Source organism: Mesorhizobium sp. M0052, assembly GCF_040323255.1.
GTDB lineage: Bacteria > Pseudomonadota > Alphaproteobacteria > Rhizobiales > Rhizobiaceae > Mesorhizobium.
This window is the reverse complement of record NZ_JAMYUS010000011.1, coordinates 154721-173220: the sequence shown is the minus strand read 5'-3', so window position 1 is coordinate 173220 and position 18500 is coordinate 154721. Positions and strand designations below refer to the sequence as shown.

Annotated in this window: 13 protein-coding genes and 1 tRNA gene; 5 read left to right on the top strand and 9 right to left on the bottom strand. The window is 62.9% G+C overall.

Annotation, left to right across the window (positions count from 1 at the left end; translation table 11 throughout):
* Positions 1-194 precede the first annotated feature (194 nt).
* Entirely contained in the window at positions 195-2921 is a 2727-nt protein-coding gene (locus NKJ77_RS17090; RefSeq protein ID WP_023831567.1) for an autotransporter domain-containing protein, read from the bottom strand.
* 806 nt (positions 2922-3727) lie between these two features.
* Between NKJ77_RS17090 and NKJ77_RS17085 the strand changes: the two genes are divergently transcribed.
* The 3 genes from NKJ77_RS17085 (at position 3728) to NKJ77_RS17075 (ending at position 6086) form a co-directional block, all read left to right on the top strand.
* Positions 3728-4123, top strand: a complete 396-nt coding sequence (locus NKJ77_RS17085; protein ID WP_023682888.1) for a GNAT family N-acetyltransferase — start codon at positions 3728-3730, stop codon at positions 4121-4123.
* 23 nt (positions 4124-4146) lie between these two features.
* Positions 4147-4530: an ACT domain-containing protein gene (locus NKJ77_RS17080; protein WP_023682887.1), complete on the top strand. Its 384-nt coding sequence runs from the start codon at positions 4147-4149 to the stop codon at positions 4528-4530.
* A 122-nt stretch (positions 4531-4652) separates the two neighbouring features.
* Entirely contained in the window at positions 4653-6086 is a 1434-nt protein-coding gene (locus tag NKJ77_RS17075; RefSeq protein ID WP_352535498.1) for an aldehyde dehydrogenase family protein, read from the top strand.
* 63 nt (positions 6087-6149) lie between these two features.
* Here the strand turns inward: NKJ77_RS17075 and NKJ77_RS17070 are convergent, their stop codons facing one another.
* From NKJ77_RS17070 to NKJ77_RS17035, 8 genes are all read right to left on the bottom strand, one after another.
* Positions 6150-7460, bottom strand: coding sequence for an HlyD family type I secretion periplasmic adaptor subunit (locus NKJ77_RS17070; RefSeq protein ID WP_023689671.1), 1311 nt, complete (start codon positions 7458-7460; stop codon positions 6150-6152).
* Positions 7457-9193 carry a type I secretion system permease/ATPase gene (locus NKJ77_RS17065; RefSeq protein ID WP_023698050.1) on the bottom strand — a complete coding sequence of 579 codons (1737 nt, stop codon included), beginning with the start codon at positions 9191-9193 and terminating at the stop codon, positions 7457-7459. Before NKJ77_RS17065 ends, NKJ77_RS17070 begins: the two co-directional genes overlap by 4 nt.
* 35 nt (positions 9194-9228) lie before the next feature.
* Positions 9229-9651, bottom strand: coding sequence for a hypothetical protein (locus tag NKJ77_RS17060; protein ID WP_023682883.1), 423 nt, complete (start codon positions 9649-9651; stop codon positions 9229-9231).
* Between the two features lie 74 nt (positions 9652-9725).
* A complete protein-coding gene (locus NKJ77_RS17055; RefSeq protein ID WP_352535497.1) occupies positions 9726-13067 on the bottom strand; it encodes a M10 family metallopeptidase C-terminal domain-containing protein in 3342 nt (1113 codons plus the stop codon).
* Between the two features lie 598 nt (positions 13068-13665).
* A complete protein-coding gene (locus NKJ77_RS17050; protein ID WP_023689675.1) occupies positions 13666-14169 on the bottom strand; it encodes a hypothetical protein in 504 nt (167 codons plus the stop codon).
* A gap of 403 nt (positions 14170-14572) precedes the next feature.
* On the bottom strand, positions 14573-15199 hold the full coding sequence (locus NKJ77_RS17045) for a hypothetical protein (protein ID WP_031195469.1): 627 nt from the start codon (positions 15197-15199) through the stop codon (positions 14573-14575).
* Positions 15200-15208: 9 nt separating this feature from the next.
* Positions 15209-15282: transfer RNA gene (locus NKJ77_RS17040), tRNA-Gln, on the bottom strand.
* 147 nt (positions 15283-15429) lie between these two features.
* Positions 15430-16377 carry a lysylphosphatidylglycerol synthase domain-containing protein gene (locus NKJ77_RS17035; protein WP_023682434.1) on the bottom strand — a complete coding sequence of 316 codons (948 nt, stop codon included), beginning with the start codon at positions 16375-16377 and terminating at the stop codon, positions 15430-15432.
* Positions 16378-16727: 350 nt separating this feature from the next.
* On the opposite strand from NKJ77_RS17035, the gene NKJ77_RS17030 reads away from it, so the two are divergent.
* Together NKJ77_RS17030 and NKJ77_RS17025 are read left to right on the top strand one after the other, a co-directional pair.
* Positions 16728-18071, top strand: coding sequence for a Ppx/GppA phosphatase family protein (locus NKJ77_RS17030; RefSeq protein WP_023694901.1), 1344 nt, complete (start codon positions 16728-16730; stop codon positions 18069-18071).
* A gap of 223 nt (positions 18072-18294) precedes the next feature.
* Entirely contained in the window at positions 18295-18498 is a 204-nt protein-coding gene (locus NKJ77_RS17025; RefSeq protein ID WP_023694181.1) for a hypothetical protein, read from the top strand.
* Positions 18499-18500 lie beyond the last annotated feature (2 nt).

Here is an 18500-nt window from a genome sequence, read left to right as displayed (position 1 = left end):
ACGCAAGTACCTCAGGAGAATGTCATTCCAGAATCGATCTTTCCAACGAATTGTTTTTGTTGAAATGATCGATTTTTGTGAACGTTTAGGGCGGCCGAGGTCAGAATGAGAAAGAGCGGCCGGGCGAAACCTGGAGCCGCCCTAGATCATGATGAATTCCCTCACGATCTAACCCCACTTTTTGGGATCATGCCCTAGTATTTCATCCCAATTCGCGCGGCGATCGTATGGTCCTGGCTGTCGCCGTTGCTGCCGACCGCGGTGCTGTAGTTCAGCCCGAAGGCAATACCGCCGATTTGCGCATCGACGCCGAGCCCGATTGACAAATAGTCGTTGGAAAAGGCATCTGCGTCCAGCGCGTAGGGCGTGGTGCCGATATCGGCATAGCCGAGGCTGACGCGGCTGGAGCCGGCAAAGTCGTGCGTATACTCAAAGCGCGCGCGCGGTGTGAGCAGACCCCAGCTGGTAGGAATGTTGTTCTCGATGCGCAGGCCAAGGGTGCCCGACAGCGTGTCGACGGTCTGCTTGCCGAAGGTCAGATTATAGATGTCGCCACCCGTCTCGGTGAAGCCGTCAAGCGTGGAGTGGGACCCCGACAGACGTCCATAGGGTGATATCAGAGAGTCCGGCCGGCGAAATTCGTAGCCCGCCGTCAGCGACCCGAAGACCTGGCTTCCGTCGCGCGTTCCAGACGCGAAATCGCCGGTATCGGTCACATAGCGCTCACTGTCGAAATTGAGGGCGCCATAGCCGGCAAGGCCATCGACAAAAAAACTTGGCGCCGGGCGGTAGCTGCTATAGGCGGCGACCGAGATGGCATGGGCGCGGCTTTCGGTGCCGTTGCTCCCGACGTCGGTGACGTCATGGCCATAGCCAAACCCGAGACCGGCGGTGAAGGTCGGGGAAAAGCGGTAGTCGGCACCGACGCTCACGCCGACCAGCGTATGGTCGAGCTTGATGGCTCCATCGTCATCGGTGCCGAAATTGACGTAGCCGCCGCTCCAGAAGGCCAGTTCGCCAAATGGGTTCTCGGCCGGCAGTGACGACGTCTGGGTGTCCACGTCCGTGCCAGTTGAAGACTGTCCGGTCTTGATCGGCGACGCGCCGGTCGAAGTCCTGTCCTGCTTTGCGTTGGCGTTGGGCTGAATGCGCTCCGGATTGGGCGCTCCGTAAGTGGACTGCGACGATGCCGTGGCGATTGCGGCGAGCGCCGGATCGTTCGCCGCATTCTGCTGCTGAGCGTATGCGTCGGGATTGTCCGACGATTGCTGGACGGCAACGCTGAGGCCTATCGAACTGTGGCGCTGGTCGCCCTCATTGTGGAGCTGTTCCAGCCTCTGTCCAAATCCCTGGATCTGAATGTCGGCGAAGTGCTTTGCCGCCTCCACCTGTGCCCGAATCAGGCCGATCACTTCCGGATCGCGGGAGGGGTCGGGCCGTGCCGTGACGTTGATGGTCACGGTTGCCGGAGGTGACGTTCCGTCGGCATTCGAGAGCGTGTAGGTCAGGCTGGTTGTGCCGACAAAGGTGGCTGCCGCGGCAAACTGCAGGATATAAGCGCCGCCATCGGGCACAATGGAAGCCGTGCCCGCTTCGCTCGGCGGCGGCGAGGCAATCGTGGCGCTGGTAAACGGCCCATTCGTAGCCCCTTGCGTCAGGTCGAGGGACCCGGTCGTTCCGGCCATCACGTCCAGCGTGTGGTCCTGTGCCGACGGCAAGTGGATCTCGACGACCACAGTGTAGTCACGTTGGCCGGTAAAGCCGTTGCTGTCCGTGGCCCGCACCGTAAAATCGTAATTGGCCGCGACAGTGGGTGTGCCAGCCAGCGTACCTCCAGGCGAGAGCGCGAGGCCGGGAGGCACTGAGCCGGAAATCACGGTGAAGGTATAGGGTGCGGCGCCGCCATTGGGGCTGCTTGCCGTGATGGTCTGGCTGTACGGCGTGCCAATATGCGCATTCGGCAATGTTGCCGGCGACAGCTCCACCGTGACCGTGGTGCAGGACAGGACAAGATTGGTCACGTCGGCTCCCGCCACCGTGCCCGAGGCCGTCGTGACCGTGCATGTCTGGTCGGCCGGCTTGGCAGTAACCTCAACGCTCCAGTTGGAGCCGGTCAGCAGGCCATCCGCAAAGGCAAAGGTGATATCGCCGACATTCACGTCCCTGGTTTGCGTCCCTGCCGGCGAGCTTGATGTCAATTTCAAACTCACCGTCCCGGTCTGACCGCTCGCTGTGCCACTGATCACATAGAGCGGCTCATCAAAACAGATCAATGCGGACCCATCGCCGGAATTGACGCCATCCGCCACCGCAGCCGATTGCAGCGAGCCGGCATCCGATGATCCGCCGCCGCCGCCGCCGCCGGCGCCGTTCCAGTTCTGCTGGCACGAGGTCGTGCCGACGCCTGCGCCGCCACCACCGCCGCCGACAGTAGCCCCGCCACCGCCGCCACCAGCATATCCGGCACCCAGGAAAGACCCTGAGAAATTTCGTGCAGTTCCGCCTTGGCCATTTGTCTGACCGGCCGTGCCAGGAAAACTATCGCACCCAGCGCCGATCGCGCCACCGGCACCTACAGTGCCACCTTCACCGCCAAAGGGGCCAAGGCCGCCCGAAACATCGGTTCCTGCCGAGCCGGATCCCCCGCTCTTGCCACCGGCGCCACCAGCTATCGAATTTGTAGTGTGCCAGCCCCCGTTGCCACCGCCGCCACCGCCGCCAGCAATTGCCAGGCGGGTTCCGCCCAGCCGCAGGTCGGTCGCCCCGCCACCATTGCCGCCGTCGGGAGTACCGCTCGCGCCACCGGGATTGACCGCGAGCGAGCCACGGCCGCCAACGCCGACAGAAAGGATGTCACCCGGCGCGACAGTCAAGGAACCGCTCACCTGGCCGCCGAGCCCGCCGGCGCCGCCTGGGCTCAATGGGCTGCCCCCGATGGTGCCGGCGCCGCTCTTGCCAACCCCGCCTTGCGCTCCCTTGAGGTATACTGTGGCGGAATGGGTGTTGCCAGGAACCGAGATGGACTGGTCGCCGCCAGTAAAGCTAAAAGCATGAGCTGTCTGTGTGGGACTACAAGACTGCCCGAGCGCTGACGTCGTGCCCGCGAGCGCGTAGACGACCGTCATCGCGCCTAACAAACGTGAGATTGTACGCTTTGCCAGCCCTCGATGCATGGCGCCCCCCCGTCAGCCCGTCCAGTGCTTCTCCGCTTATATTATGATGCCAAGATTAGATCAAATAGAAATTTGAAACAATGGTAGGTTGAATGTCCAACAATATTAGCTGTTGCTGTTTTTTTGTACGCGTACGAGAGCCCTACTCGACGGCGCAGCAGTTTAGGCGAGCAACCACCGCGCAAGGTGAAGACTGGCGTTGCCTGGCAGTACACTTATGGCCTTGCCGGCGCCGCCCGCTCTAGCCGCGCGGGTCAACTCGGAGGCTGGGCCAACGCCAAAATCTTGACAGCGCCGCGCTTCCTGCTCCAGCGTGGCGTCATGTTCGTTTTCTCGTTCGCCATCGCCAAGCGACGCCGTTCCTGCACCACGCAGCGCGGCAAGCTGTTTGCGCGACGAAAAGGACCGGCCCAATAAAATTCCGGTTCGTTCGTTCCAGCCCCGCCCGCGACGTCTGCCGGCGGGGTTTTCATGTCTGGAGCCTTTGCCATGTCCAATTCTTCCATCCTGTTCGACCGGCCCAATCAGCGGACGCTGCCGCCATCAAGGACATTGTGCGTGCCGCCTATGCCAAATGGGTGCCTCTGATCGGCCGCGAGCCGCTGCCGATGCGCGCCGACTATGACAAGGCGGTCGCCGAACATCCGTTCGATCTCGCCATCGAAAATGGCCGCATCGTCGGCATGATCGAGACCATGCCGGCCGACGATCATCTCTGGATCGAGAATGTCTGCGTCGCGCCACAGGCGCAGGGCAGGGGAATCGGCCGGCTGTTGCTGGAACGGGCGGAGCAGAAGGCGCTGGAGGCCGGCTGCTTCGAACTGCGCCTGCTGACCAATGGCGCCTTCATGGCTAATGTGTTGTTGTACAAACGGCATGGCTATACGATCGACCGGGAGGAGCCGTTCATGAACGGCATCACGGTCTATATGAGCAAGAAACTGGGGTGATGGCCGATAACAGGGAGGATCGGATGGCAGTCAGGGTCCGGTTGAAGCCGCTCACGGGGCGGTATGCGGTTTCGCGCCTCGAAGCAAAAGACAGCATTCCCGGCTGGGCGGACGGGCCGGGCTTCGTCAGCATTACCAGGACCGACGACGAGCTTTCGGTTGTCTGCCTGCAGGATCGGGTGCCGGACGGGGTGAAGCATGACAGGGACTGGGTCGCCCTGAAACTCCAAGGTCCCTTTGCCTTCGACGAAACCGGCATCGTGCTGTCGGTAATAAAGCCATTGTCGGAAAACGAACTCGGCATTTTTCTGGTATCCACCTTCGATGGCGACCATCTGCTCGTCAAAGCCAAGGATGAAGCCGCGGCAAGGGGGCTTCTGGTCGCGGCGGGGCACACGCTTCTGTAGCCGTCGGCTCAATCGCCCGCCCTTGCGTTTGACATCGCTCTTGCCCCATCGTTATCCCTGAACCGATACGACGATCTGGCGATCGCCCCCCATCAATTCAGAAATCCCCCGAGGAGAAGCCCATGTCACACAATCTGCAGTTCTATATCGACGGCGTGTGGGTCGATCCTGTCGTGCCCAGCACACTCGACGTCATCGACCCGTCCAACGAAGATGCCTTCGCGCAGATTTCGCTCGGCTCCAAGGCCGATGTCGACAAGGCGGTCGCCGCCGCCAGGCGCGCCTTCGGCACGTTCGGCTTCACCTCGGCCGAAGAGCGGCTCGATATCCTCAAGCGCGTCATCGAGATCTACAAGAAGCGCAGCGCCGATCTGGCGCTGGCCGTATCGCGCGAGATGGGCGCGCCGCGTCAGATGGCACTCGACAGCCAGGTCGGCATTGGCCTGGCACATCTGCAGAAGATGGCCGAGGTGCTGAAGTCGTTCGAATTCCGCCACGTCAAGGGCTCGTCGCTCATCGTCAAGGAGCCGATCGGCGTCGTCGGCCTGATCACGCCGTGGAACTGGCCGCTGAACCAGATCACCTGCAAGGTCGGTCCTGCGCTCGCCGCCGGCTGCACCATGGTGCTGAAGCCCTCGGAAATCGCGCCGCTCGACGCCATCATCTTTGCCGAAATCATCGACGAGGCAGGCGTTCCCAAGGGCGTCTTCAACCTCGTCAACGGCGACGGCCCGGGCGTCGGCCAGGCGCTGTCCAGCCATCCCGATGTCGACATGATGTCGTTCACCGGGTCGACCCGCGCCGGCATCCTGGTCGCCAAGGCGGCCGCCGACACGGTCAAGCGCGTGCATCAGGAACTCGGCGGCAAGTCGGCCAACATCCTGTTTCCCGATGTCGATCTCGAAAAGGCCGTCAGCAAGGGCGTCGCCGGCTGCTTCAGCAACTCGGGCCAGTCCTGCAACGCGCCGACCCGCATGTTCGTGCCGCGCGACCGCCATGACGAGGCGACCGGCTACGCCAAGACGGCGGCCGAAAAATTGACCGTCGGCCCGGCCGATGCGGCCGGCACCAAGCTCGGCCCGGTGGTCAGCCAGATCCAGTTCGACAAGATCCAGGACCTGATCCAGGCCGGCATAGATGAAGGCGCCACGCTGGTCGCGGGTGGACCGGGGCGTCCGGCCGAGCTCAACCGCGGCTACTATGTCCGCCCCACCGTGTTCGCCGACGTCACATCAGACATGCGCATCGCGCGCGAGGAAATCTTCGGGCCGGTGCTGGCGATCATGCCTTACGACACAGTGGAAGAGGCGATCGGCACCGCCAACGACACTGTCTATGGGCTGGCGTCCTACATCCAGGCCAAGGATATCGAGAAGGCCCGCGAAGTCGCCGCCCGCATGCGCACCGGCACTGTCTACATCAACTATCCGCAATGGGACGCCGGCCTGCCATTCGGCGGCTACAAGCAATCCGGCAACGGCCGCGAATACGCCGAATACGGGCTGGAGGATTTCCTCGAGATCAAGGGCATCGCGGGGTATAAGGCAGCGGAGTAGGGGCTACCCCTTGGGGACCGGCAACCAGCCGGTCCCGAGGCTTCAGCTCTCAAAGGTGCGGCTTCACTCTTCCCGGAAAGCTTTCTGGATCTGATCCGACAGCGGCTTCACCAGATAGGAAAGCATCGTCCGGTCGCCCGTCGGGAAGAACACTTCGGCCGGCATGCCTGGCGCCAGCGCCAGCCCGCGCAGCTTGGCGACCTCGGTTTTGGGCAGCGTCACCCGCGCCACATAGAAGGCTGCTCCGGTGCGCTCTTCGATGGTGAGATCCGCCGAGATCCGCGACAGCGTCCCGGTCAGCTCCGGCGTGGTTTGCCGATTGAAGGCCGACAGGCGCAAAATCGCATTCTGGCCCATCGTCACCTGGTCGATATCCTGCGGTGCGATATGCGCTTCAACGGTCAGGTCGTCCGTCACCGGTACGATCTGCATCACCTGTTCGCCGGGGGTGATGACCCCGCCGATCGTATGCACCGCCAACTGCAGCACCACGCCATCCTGCGGGCTGCGCAGATCGATGCGCTTCAACTGGTCCTCGGCCGCTACCTTGCGTTCGACGAACTCGGAGATCTTTCCCTGGGTATCGCGTAAATCGGTCGCGACCTCGCTGCGAAGATCCTGGTCGATCTGGATGATCTGCAGTTCGATCTCGGACGCCTTGCCTTTCACCTGGGCAATTCCCGCGGTCAACTGGCCATGCTCGCCTTCGAGCCGCACCGCGTCCCGTTCCAGCGACGTCATGCGGTCGATTCCTATCAGCTTGCGATGCCAGAGCGACCGCACACCTTCCAGCTCGATCTGGATCAGCTCGATCTCGCGGCGTTTCGCCTGCAGCTGCTCGGTCAGGCCGGCACTCTCCTGCTTCAACTGCGCGATCCGTTCGCGCAATTGCGATCGCTGGCCAGACCGCGCCTGGTGCCGGAAATCGAACAGCGATTGTTCTCCGGCCATCGATGCGGCGACACCGGCTTCGTCGCGCCGCGATGTCAAAACGTCCGGAAAGCTGATCGTGTCCTTGCCGTCACGCTCCGCCTCCAGGCGCGCCAACCGTGCATAAAACTCATCCAGACCTTTTGAGACGATCGCCAGATTGGCGCGTGTTGTCGTTTCATCCAGCCGCACCAGAATATCGCCCGCCTTGACCCGGTCGCCTTCACGCACCCTGATCTCGCCGACCACGCCGCCCGTCGGATGCTGAACTTTCTTTACATTGGAATCGACCACCAGCCGGCCAGCTGCGATCACCGCACCCGACATCTTGGTCACTGCCGCCAGGCCGCCAACACCTCCGACAAGCAGCAGACAGGTAGCAACGCCAGCCACGAGATAGCGGCGGACCTGCCGATGATGCAAAGCGGATCTGTCCTCGCTCATGCAGGAACGCCTCTCTCCGTGGCGGCAACGACCTTGAGCGGTGCCGCCGATCGGAAGACCTTGTTCAGCACCTCATCCTTCGGACCGAAGGCCTGCACATGGCCATTGGCCATCACCAGCACGGTGTCGACATTGGCCAGCACACTGGATCGGTGCGCGACGACGATAACGATGCCGCCGCGGTCCCTGATGCCCTGGATGGCGGCGGACAAGGCCACTTCACCCTCTGAGTCGAGATTGGAATTCGGCTCGTCCAGGATGACTAGGAAGGGATCGCCATAAAGAGAGCGGGCAAGGGCGACACGCTGGCGTTGCCCCGCCGACAGCGAGGCGCCGGCTTCGCCAACCTTTGTGTCGTAACCGTCGGCCAGATGCACGACGAGATCATGCACGCCGGCGGCCTTGGCTGCCGCAAGCACCATGTCGGACGACGCATCCGGGTCGAAGCGGGCGATGTTCTGCGCAATCGTGCCGTCGAACAACTGCACATCCTGCGGCAGATAGCCGATATGTTTACCCAGCTCGTCGGCCGGCCACTGGTCAAGCGTCGCGCCGTCCAGCCGCACGGCGCCGCGCGCCGGAAGCCAGACACCTGCAAGCGTACGCACCAGCGATGATTTGCCGGAAGCACTCGGGCCGATGACCCCCAGGCCTGCTCCCCTGGCCAGTGAAAAACTTGCATCCCACACCACCGGCGTGCGTTCGCCCGGCGGGGCGACACTGACATTCTCGACCGCCAGCGCGCTGACAGGCGCGGGCAGGGTCACGCCGGTTGCGCCTTCCGGCAGCGCGGACAGAAGCTGCTTCAGGCGTGCCCAGCTTTGCCGCGCTGAAATGAAGCCCTTCCAATGCGCTATCGCCAGTTCGATCGGAGCCAGCGCCCTGCCCATCATGATCGAGCTTGCGATCATGATGCCGCCGGTCGCCTCTTGCTGGATGACCAGATAAGCGCCGATCGCCAGCATTGCCGATTGCAGCATCAACCGCAGGATCTTGGAAATCGTGCCAAGCGTTCCCGCGACATCGCTGGCCGCCGCATGGGCGTTCAGGTACTCGGCATTGACGGCAGACCACCGCTCGGCGATACGCCCGCCAAAACCCATGGCCTGCATGGCTTCGGCATTGCGCCTTGTCGCCTCGGCCAACGTGCTGCGAACGGCCGCGTGCTGTCCGGCGATCCTTGTCGGGCCGCGGGTCCGGAATTCGGCCAGAAGCGTCAGTGCAAACAGGACAACGGCGCCGGCAAGCGCGGTAACGCCGATCCAGAAATGAAAAATGAAACAGATGCCGATATAGAGCGGCATCCATGGCAGGTCGAACAAAGCGGTCGGTCCGGCACTGCCGATAAAGGAGCGGACCTGATCGAGATCCCGTAGGGGTTGCAGCCCGTCGCCGGAAGGCTTGGCGCGCAGCGGCAGGCGCATCAGCGCCGAATAGACCGACGGGCTCAGCTTTGCGTCCAACCCCTGTCCCAGCCGCACCATGAGGCGAGAGCGGATCAGCTCCAGCACTCCCTGAAACACGAACAATGTTCCCGCAAGCACCGCCAGGCCGACCAGCGTCGGCACGCTGCGACCCGGAACGACGCGGTCATAGACTTGCAACATGAAGAACGAGCCGGTCAGGGTCAGCACGTTGACGACCCCGCTCATCAGGACGATGCCCGAAAACGCACGTCGAAAGGACGCCAGGATTCCGACCAGCGTAAGCGGCGTCGATGGCGTCAGCTGCATGCAGGCTCGCAATCAGGATATGGCATCTCGTCCCTTCAATAGATAACTGCCTTGAGTGTGACATGGACGGGCAAGCCGGCCTGGAACTGCGCGCTGCCCCGCGCCACCAGCCAGCCGTCCGCACGCTCCAGGCGCGCAACGACCTGCAGCGTTGGTGAAGCGGTCGAGCTTGCGGGCAGGGGCAAGGAAAATTCTATGGTCTTTGAGCCGCCCTCGCTCTTGAGGCTGGTTTTGGCGGCGCGGCGTCGCCCACTGTCCTGAATGGCGGGATCCTCAAGATAGATCTCAAGATGACCTTCCGGGATAGCCTTGCCGCCCACAAAGGTGACGGCGCCGCGAATATCTGTTGCGCGGATATCTGGCGCGCGAATATCTGGCGATTGCGCTGCCGCTGCCCCGGTGGCCGCGGCGACTGCCGCAACTCCGGCGGCCATTAACACTGTGCGGCGGTCGGTCATCGCGTCCTCTCCCTTTTCACTGCGCTGGGGTATGCGGGAGGGGAGCCTGACGGCACCCCTCCCCCGGCAACGCGTTAGATGACAATGAAGTCTGCAGCCGAAAGATCCAGATTTGTGTTCAGGTGTGCAAACTGAACGGCTGCTCCCTGTCCGGAACCATCGGCGTCGTAAGACAATATTCCACTGTCGGTGTCGTAGATGATGCGGTCGTCGGCATCATGAGCAGCACCGGCTGCGCTCTTGTAGAATGAGCCCAAAGCGAGGGCGCCGTCGCCGCCAACGCTGGCAAAGATGAGGTTGTCCAGCAGGATCGTATCGTCGGCGACCTTGAAGTCCTTGATCCAGTCGATATTGCCGTTCCCGAGTTCTGTCGAGAAGCGGAAATAGTCGTCGCCGGCGCCGCCGGTCAGCGTATCGGCAGCCAGCCCGCCATCCAAAAGGTCGCTGCCGCCGCCGCCGTTGAGCGTATCGGCGCCCGCAACGCCCGGCTGAGCTGGTGCCGGCGGGAATTCGACCGACACGTTCAGCTTGTAAGTCGAGCCCTCCGGCACGGATTCGACCCAGCCATCGCCAGGAGCCGAGTCCGACCATTCGCCCTCCACAATATAGTAGGTTCCGGTTTCCTGAACGATGAAGCTGGTGCCCGAATCGCGGCCGTTGTTGGAGCCGGGGTCGTTGCCGCCATCGTCGTTCTGGGCGACGATATTGCCATCGCTGTCCAGCACCCTGACGATGCTGTCATGGACATTGGGGTCGGCAATGCCATCGATGTCGATGGTGATGATCGTGCCGGCCGCCAGGTTGATGCTGTAATATCCGCCCAAGCCGTTTCCGGTGGCATTGACGGTGGTGTGAAGGGTGGTCGTCGAATCGAAGATGTCGGGGTCGGCGGTCAGCGAGAAGTTGTTCGAGATGTCGAAGGCGGTCGAGACCGAATTGTTGGTCGCGTCCGGTCCGAGCGTGGCGTAGCCGGTGCCCATGCCCGGGCGTGGCGGAGCATCGCCCTGATAGGCGAAATCGCCGAGCAGGGTGTCATCGCCGCCGCCGCCGTCGATCTTGTCGGCGCCGCCCTGGCCGGTCAGCACATTGGCCGCGCCATCGCCGGTCAGGTGATCGTTGAAGCCCGAGCCAGCCAGATTTTCGATCGAGATATAGGTGTCGCCGCCGGATTTGCCGCCACCCAGTTTGAGGTTTTGCCCGCTGGCCGCGTCGGCGTAGTCCGCCGTGTCGCTGCCGGCGCCGCCATTCAATATATCGGCGCCGCCACCGCCGGTCAGCGTGTCGTTGCCGGCGCCGCCGGAAAGTTTGTTGGCCTGGGCGTTGCCGATGAGATGGTCGTCAAAGAACGACCCGACGGCGTTTTCGAAGCCGACCAGGATGTCGTGCCGGATAACGGTGCCGCGCCCGACGATCTGCACCGGGCCATCGCCGTCGCCGCCATTGGCCGTGCCATTGGCGAGGTCGATCGTCACGCCGGCGGAACTGCCTTCGTAGACGACCGTATCAATGCCGGCGCCGCCATCCAGATAGTCCTGGCCGGCGCCGCCGATGATCGTGTCGTTGCCGGCTTCACCGTACAGGATGTCGCCGTCATTGCCGCCATCCAGTATGTCGTTGCCGCCGCCGCCGTTGAAATAGTCGCCGCCGCCCCGGCCCCAGAAATGATTTGCCGCCGACGTACCGATGAAACGGTCGATGCGGTCATCGGAGCCGATCAGGTTTTCGATGCTGTAGAAGGTGTCGCCGGTGGCGGTGCCGCCATTGGCAACGTTCGTCTCGAGGTTGACGAGCAGTTGGAAGGGGCTCTCCTTGCTGAAGTCTACCGTGTCGACGCCGGCGCCGCCCCTGAATATATCGACGCCATCCTGGCCGCTCAGCGTATCGTCGCCGTCGCCGCCGTCGAGGATGTCGTTGCCTTGGCCGCCGAGGATCGTATCGTTGCCGCGGCCGCCATAGAGCGTGTCATTGCCGTCGTCGCTCTCGGTCTGGTCTGGAAGGTCGGCGACATCGATGGTGTTGTTGATGTCGCGGCTGGCGAGCGAGTCGCGGCCGCCGATGATGAGGTCATCGCCGCCCTGGCCGAAGATCGTGTCGTCGCCGGCGCCGCCGTCGAGCGTATTGTTGCCATTGTCGCCGAAGATGACGCTGGTCATCGTGTTGTCGCCGATGGTCGGTGCGGTTTCGGTGCCGCCGTCTCCAGGCTGGAGTGTCGACTCGTCGGCGTAGATGATGTGTTCGACGTTGGCGATTTTCCGGATATTCAAGTTCCGGTTCAGCAGAACGACCGTGTCATTCCCGCCATTCGCTTCCTCGCGCACGATGTCGTCGAGGGAATCGACGAAGTAGGTGTCGTCGCCGCCATTGCCGGCCATGCGGTCGCCGCCGCCGCGGCCATCCAGCACGTTGGCTCCGTCATTGCCAATCAGGACGTCGTCATAGCTGCTGCCGATGCCGTTCTCGATGTAATAGTCGGTGCCGTCGGCGTTGTGCCCGGCAAAGATCGACACATTGTTGCTGTGGCCGTTGACGCTGGAGAACTGTCCGGCGCGCAAATCGAGGATCGTACCGGCCGTCGAGCCGGAGAAGTCGATCGTGTCGGTTCCGCCGGTGTCATGGATGACAAAGCCGATATCGTGCTGCATGCCCGAGGAGGTCAGCCGGTAGCCGTCCACGGCACTGCCGAAGCCGTAGACGTTGTCGCCGGTGTTGAGATCGATATGCTGATAGGTGCGCACGCCGTTCTCGTCGACGGTGGAGAAAAAGCGGCGGATGACCGCCTCGATGTCGGCCATCATCGGCGTTGACGCCGACCAGCGGCTGGTTTCACCGACATCGATCCCGTCGAAATAGGACATGACGCTGTATTGCTGACGGTCGTAGGTCCAGGTCGCATTGTTCAGATAATTGATCTGTACGCCGCCGGGGCCGCTGTAATTGTAGAGCCCGGGGTGGTTCAGCCCGAACTCATGACCGAATTCATGGATGAAGGAATCGAAGACATAGCCGCCAATATCCGTCTTGTTGACCTCGGTGTCGTGGAAACGCTGGCCGATGCTGACATAGCGGTCGTTGGAATAGGCGCTGCCGTCGTCCTCTTCGCCCAGTTCGGGGCTGACAACCTGCATCCAGTCCGTTGCGCTGTTGTATGGTGCATTGTCGACGATTTCGAACTTCAAAGGGGTGACACTGGCCCACATCTGCAAGGCGCCGATCGCGGCGGCCTTGTATTCGGGATGGTCATTGAGCTCGGAGACATTGATCCTCAGCGTTCCCGCCGCGATCGCCGGCGTTATCGACCGGTCCAGCGCTCCAAGGTAGGTGAGGAAGGCCCCGTAATCTTCGCTTTTGCCGTACGGGTTGTCCGGCGTCTGGTCGTTGACCCACCATTGATCGCTGGTTTGGCTTGGGTTCGGCATCCTTGGGACTCCTTGGTCTCGCAGCCGTGGCAATTACGGCCGTACGGTTTAGCTGTTGCCAACCACCGACAAGCATCGTTTGCGCTTGCCGGTCGAGCCCCGTCCCAGTGGCAACAATGCTATTGGAATCTTCGCTTGTCTAGCCTCTGTTCGCGCTCAGTACATATGAAGGTTCTTGGGCGCGCTTGTACCGGCGGGTTTTGAGATACTCGTTTGGTGTTAATTGAGCTATCGCTAATCTATGGTCGTACCTCGCCCGCCATGCGCACCACAATGTCTGCATCAACCATCCCGGCTGGCGCAGGCTGCCGGTCGGGCGGCGCAAAGCAATCCGGCAACGGCCGAATACGCCGGATACAGGCTCGAGGATTTCCTCTCGATCAGGGGCATCGCAGGCTACGAAAGCGGCGGAGTAAGCTTCCGTCTTTCGCTCAAACGCCGGTATGCGCGCTGTTGCCTTTCGCGGGCGGGGCAGGCGGCGGGACCACCGCCTTCGTGCTCTCGCCGGGGGCGTCGACCGGGACGAGGGTTATCGCGCCGGTTGGGAAAATGATCGAGCGTTGCGCAAGGGCACGAGGGCGGAACGCGCAGGCGTGCTTCAGAAACCCGCCCGGCGGGCGAAATGTTCATAGGTCACGCGCCAGGGGTCGCTCTCCGCGCGTCTCTCCTCGCCGATCCAGTGAAAGCTGTCGGCGGTGATCTCGGTGAACCGCCACCGCGCCTGCAGGCCGCGCGAGTCGGCGCCCATCTGGACGATGTCCTTGCCTTCGGCCCGCCCGATCTGGCGCGAGTAATCCTGGTTGAGCGGATCGCTCCAGATAATGTGCCAGCCACCGATCCCGGGATCGAAGACGCGCAAGGTCGTGCCATACATGGTGGACGGGGCAGGGCGCCTGGGCCTGATCCAGATGTCCTGAATGGCGCGGCCTTCGAGCACCCAACCAAAGTGACACTCGCCATCCCATTTCTGAATTGTGCCGTCGTTGCGGTGGTGGAGCGTCTCCATGTCCCAACTGCCGATCAACCATCCATACAGGTCCATGTCTTTCGCCCGGTCGGCTGGCGGACCTTCGGATGCGAGAGCGGTAAGAAACGTCGCCATGATTGTCTCCAGGCAAGCCGCGCCGAAACGCTGGGCGTTCCAACCCTTGCACCGTTGCGGGTTCCTGGTCTTGGGAAAAATTGCGGTAATGCTGCTGTGAAGGCAGCCGGCCTTCCGCGTTCGCGCCATTCCAAATCTATGCGTGAATGCTAATGTAGCGTCGGCGGGTACCCCAAGGCCCGCCTGGCCGGCGCCTCCTCAGGCCATCTCTTGAATGAGCGGCGCCGGCCGCTGATTTGGGCGGCGACCAAATTCCCGCCGGAGGAATATGAGGCGGGTAGGCGATTATTGCTGGGCAATTTTGGCAGGCATTCCGATATCGGTCTGTATCCCCAGAACGTCCGCTGCCCAATCGCGCAGTTCCGGAGAGGCATCGCCGGATTTCATGATCATTGGAACCCAATCAATTCTCGGGCGGCGCTTCATCTTCCCAGCCGGCCAGCTCCGGCAGGTCGTCAAGCCAACTCTTCTCCGTCGCCGAAGCTTCGCCGGCCTGCGGTACCGCCTCTGTGGCGTTTTGCATGAGCGAGTCCATCCACTTGCGATAGGCAGGCGGGGCCAATTCCGGCGGCAGCACCTTAGCCTTGGCCAGCATGCGTTTGCGGAAACTGAGTTGCCGGCGCAGTTTCGTCGTCGTGAATTTTATCGCCTTGCCCTGATATTCCACCGTCCAGCGCCCATCGCCGTGGCTGGTCAGCCTGTCGATGGCAAAACCGGCATCGACCGGCCTGTCGCGCCAGGGAAGCTCGATGGCATTCCGCCTGAGATCGAGTGCCCATCGCCGGTAATCGGCCCCGGCACGCTGCGGCGGCAGAACGCCGGCCTGTTCGAGGATTTTCCTGCGAAAGGTAGGCTGCTTCTTGATCTGGCCGGTTGTCAGCTCGATGCGATGCCCACGCAACTCGACATGCCAGCGGATTCTCCCGTTGCCGACATATTTTGCCAGCCTGTCGATGGCGAACTCGTCGTCGGACAACTCCACGCATCCCTGGCGGATGCGTTCGAGGATGTACTGGCTGTCAGTGGGCATGACGTGCCTTGGCTGGGGAACCTGGATTCGAACCAGGACTAACGGAGTCAGAGTCCGTGGGTCTACCGTTAACCTATTCCCCAGCAGGCGCTGTCGCGCTGGTGGGCCGCCGAAGCAGCCGCGCGTGCCTTGTAGCCGCCGCCGGAAAATAGTCAAGCCTAAGCTGCGTTTCAATCACAGCGTTTCATAGGGGCAATTACGCCCGGGTGGCGCGCCGCACCCAATGATCCTCAGCTCTCCGTCCGGCTGTATTGCGAATGTTCGAAGAACAGCACCACGCCGAGCGCGATCAGCAGCGGGATGATCAGGTAAAACAGCCGGAACACCAGAAGTGCCGCCAACACGCCGACCGGGTCCATATCAGACAGGCCCGCGAGGAACACGACCTCGAACACGCCGAGCCCGCCCGGCGCGTGCGAGATCTGCGCAACCGAGAACGACACCAGGAACACGCCGAGAATGACAAAATAGCCGGGATTTCCGGCCGCCGGCAGAGCAAAGAAGATGATCGCCGCTGCTGCCAGAAGCTCGATCGGGCCGATCAGCAATTGCCGCGCCACGATCGGCAGCGCCGGATAGTGCAGCTGGAAGCCGGCGATTTTCAGCGGCTTCAGATGCAGCCAGCTGCCGAAGATGTAGGCGCTGATCAGGATCAGCAAAGCGATGCCGGCGGCGATCGCCAGGCCGTGGTGCGGGGCGCCGGAAAAGCGGTCGATGATCGCAGGCTCGAACACCAGCACCAGGCCGCCGACCAGAATGCTGGAGAGCACGAAGGTGATCCAGCAGATCGCCACCAGAATGCCGACGTCCTGGCCGGTCAGCCCCCTGGTGCCATAGGCGCGATAGCGGATCACGGCGCCCGAAAACACCGAGCCGCCAATGTTGTGCGACAGCGCATAGGTGGTGAAGGAGCAGAAGGTGACGAACAGCCACGAGACCTTTTTGCCGATATGCAAGAGCGCTATGTGGTCGTAGCCGGCAAGCGAGGCGTAGGCGACCACCGAGCTCAGCGCCGCCAGCACCCAGCCGCGCGTCGGGATGGCTGATATGCCGTCCCAGACATCGTCGATCGAGATGCCGCGCAACTCATGCCACAGCAACAACAGCGACCCGATGACCGCCGCGACACCGATGACCGGCCACAGATAGCGCTTCCAATTCGTGCCCCCCCAATTCATGGAGTTGTCGTCATGTGTTGCTGCCCATCGCCCAGGCGGGCGTTAAAACGTCCGCGATTCACCAATTCCCCCTCATTTCAGAAATGCCTCATTGAAGCCGGCTATTCAACCGGCAAGGGTGAGCAGCCGGTTCGCCAACGGCGAATTCGTCGTGCCAGTGGCAAGATGAAAAGGCTAGCGAACGCCGGGACGCTGCAAAGCAGCGGGGACGTGGCAGGACGCAGCCGGCAAAATTTGGCCCCTTGCTCTTGGTGATCCGGTCCGGCGCTGCTACTCTGGCGGCAACTTAAAATTTTTAAGCGCCTGCTGCGTCCGGTTTTCCGGTTCGCGCGGCGCCGGAAGGAACTGAAGTGGAAGACCACGACACCGGCGCTGGCGCGCCGGAAGTGGGCGTGTCCAGGGCTTCGCCGCCGTCAGGCGGGCCAAGCCCATCCGCCGGGCGGCCCCGCCAGGCGGGGCCTCAGTCCGGTAACGGACAGGCCGGCGAAGCCCAGCATCAGCGAGGCAAGGCGAGAAAGCGGCGCAAGCGCCGGCGTGGGCGCAAGGTTTTTGCGCGCGACGACAGCCCTCTCGCAACGGCCGAAGCGGTTAGTGCGCCGGCCTCAGTCGGCCCGGCCGCTCCAGCGCCGGTGCCTTTGCCCTCGGCGCCACAATCCCGACCGGAACAGCCAATGCATCGTCCGCCGATGCAGGAACTGCCGGTGTTTGCCGCGCTCGATCTCGGCACCAACAATTGCCGGCTTTTGGTCGCGGTGCCGCAGCGCCATGGCCAGTTCCGCGTCATCGACGCCTTCTCGCGCATCGTCAGGCTGGGCGAGGGGCTGACGGCGAATGGGCACCTGAGCCAGGCGGCGATGGACCGCGCCGTCGAGGCGCTGAAGATCTGCGGCGACAAATTGCGCAACCGCAAGATCCGCAAGGCACGGCTGATCGCCACCGAGGCCTGCCGCACCGCCGACAATGGCGTGGAATTCCTGCAGCGCGTCGAACGAGAGGCGGGGTTGAAGCTGGAAATCATCGATCGCCAGACCGAGGCGCGGCTTGCTGTATCCGGCTGCGGCTCGCTGGTCGAGCGCGACACGCAAGGCGTGGTGCTGTTCGACATTGGCGGTGGCTCGTCCGAAATCGCGCTGATCGACCTCACCGGCCAGCGCTCGCCACGGCTTGCCAACCACATCGTGTCGTGGACGTCGCTGCCGGTCGGCGTCGTCTCGCTGGCCGAGCGTTTTGGCGGCCGCACGGTGACGCGCGAGATCTTTGCCGCGATGGTCGACGATGTCGCGGTGCGGCTAAAATCCTTCGACGGCCGCGACCGGTTGAGCCACGTGCTGACCAGCCCGAAATTCCATCTGCTGGGCACATCAGGCACGGTGACGACGCTGGCCGGCGTCCATCTCGACCTCGAACGCTACGATCGCCGCCGCGTCGATGGGCTGTGGATGGACCGCGACAGCGTCGACCGCATGGTCGAAAAACTGGTCGGCTGGGACTTCCAGCAGCGCTGCGCCAACCCGTGCATCGGTACGGACCGCGCCGATCTTGTGCTGGCCGGCTGTGCTATTCTTGAAGCGATCCGTGCGGTGTGGCCGTCGGAGCGGCTGCGCGTCGCCGACCGTGGTCTGCGCGAAGGCATTTTGAGCGAGCTGATGGCCGATGACGGCGTCTGGCGCAACAGTGGGCGGGGCCGAGCATGATCCGCATCGCTTTGGTGAACGGTCGACCCCCACGCCGTCGAGCTTCGCTCGACACCTCTCCCCCGATCGACGGGGTAGAGGAAGGACGCGAACTTCATTCAGGCAGGCTGCCTTCCTCTCCCTCCGGAGGGGGGAGAGGTGACGCTGCGAAGCAGCGACGGAGTGGGGGAACCACCTGGCAACCGTCTCGCCCCGTTGCCGGGCAGAAGGAAGGCAGCTACGCATGACGCGCCCAGCCATCTCCAAAAAGTCATCCTGGCCTCGCTGGGCCCGGCGCGGCCTGATGGAAAACATTGCGACGGCGCTCATCGCCGTCGGCTTCCTGATGCTGTTCCAGCCTTTCGCGCTCGCGCTCTACACCTACTCCTTCATCACTATGCTCGCCGGCACAGTGATGTTCATCATCGTCTCGAAATTCCCGGAATAATC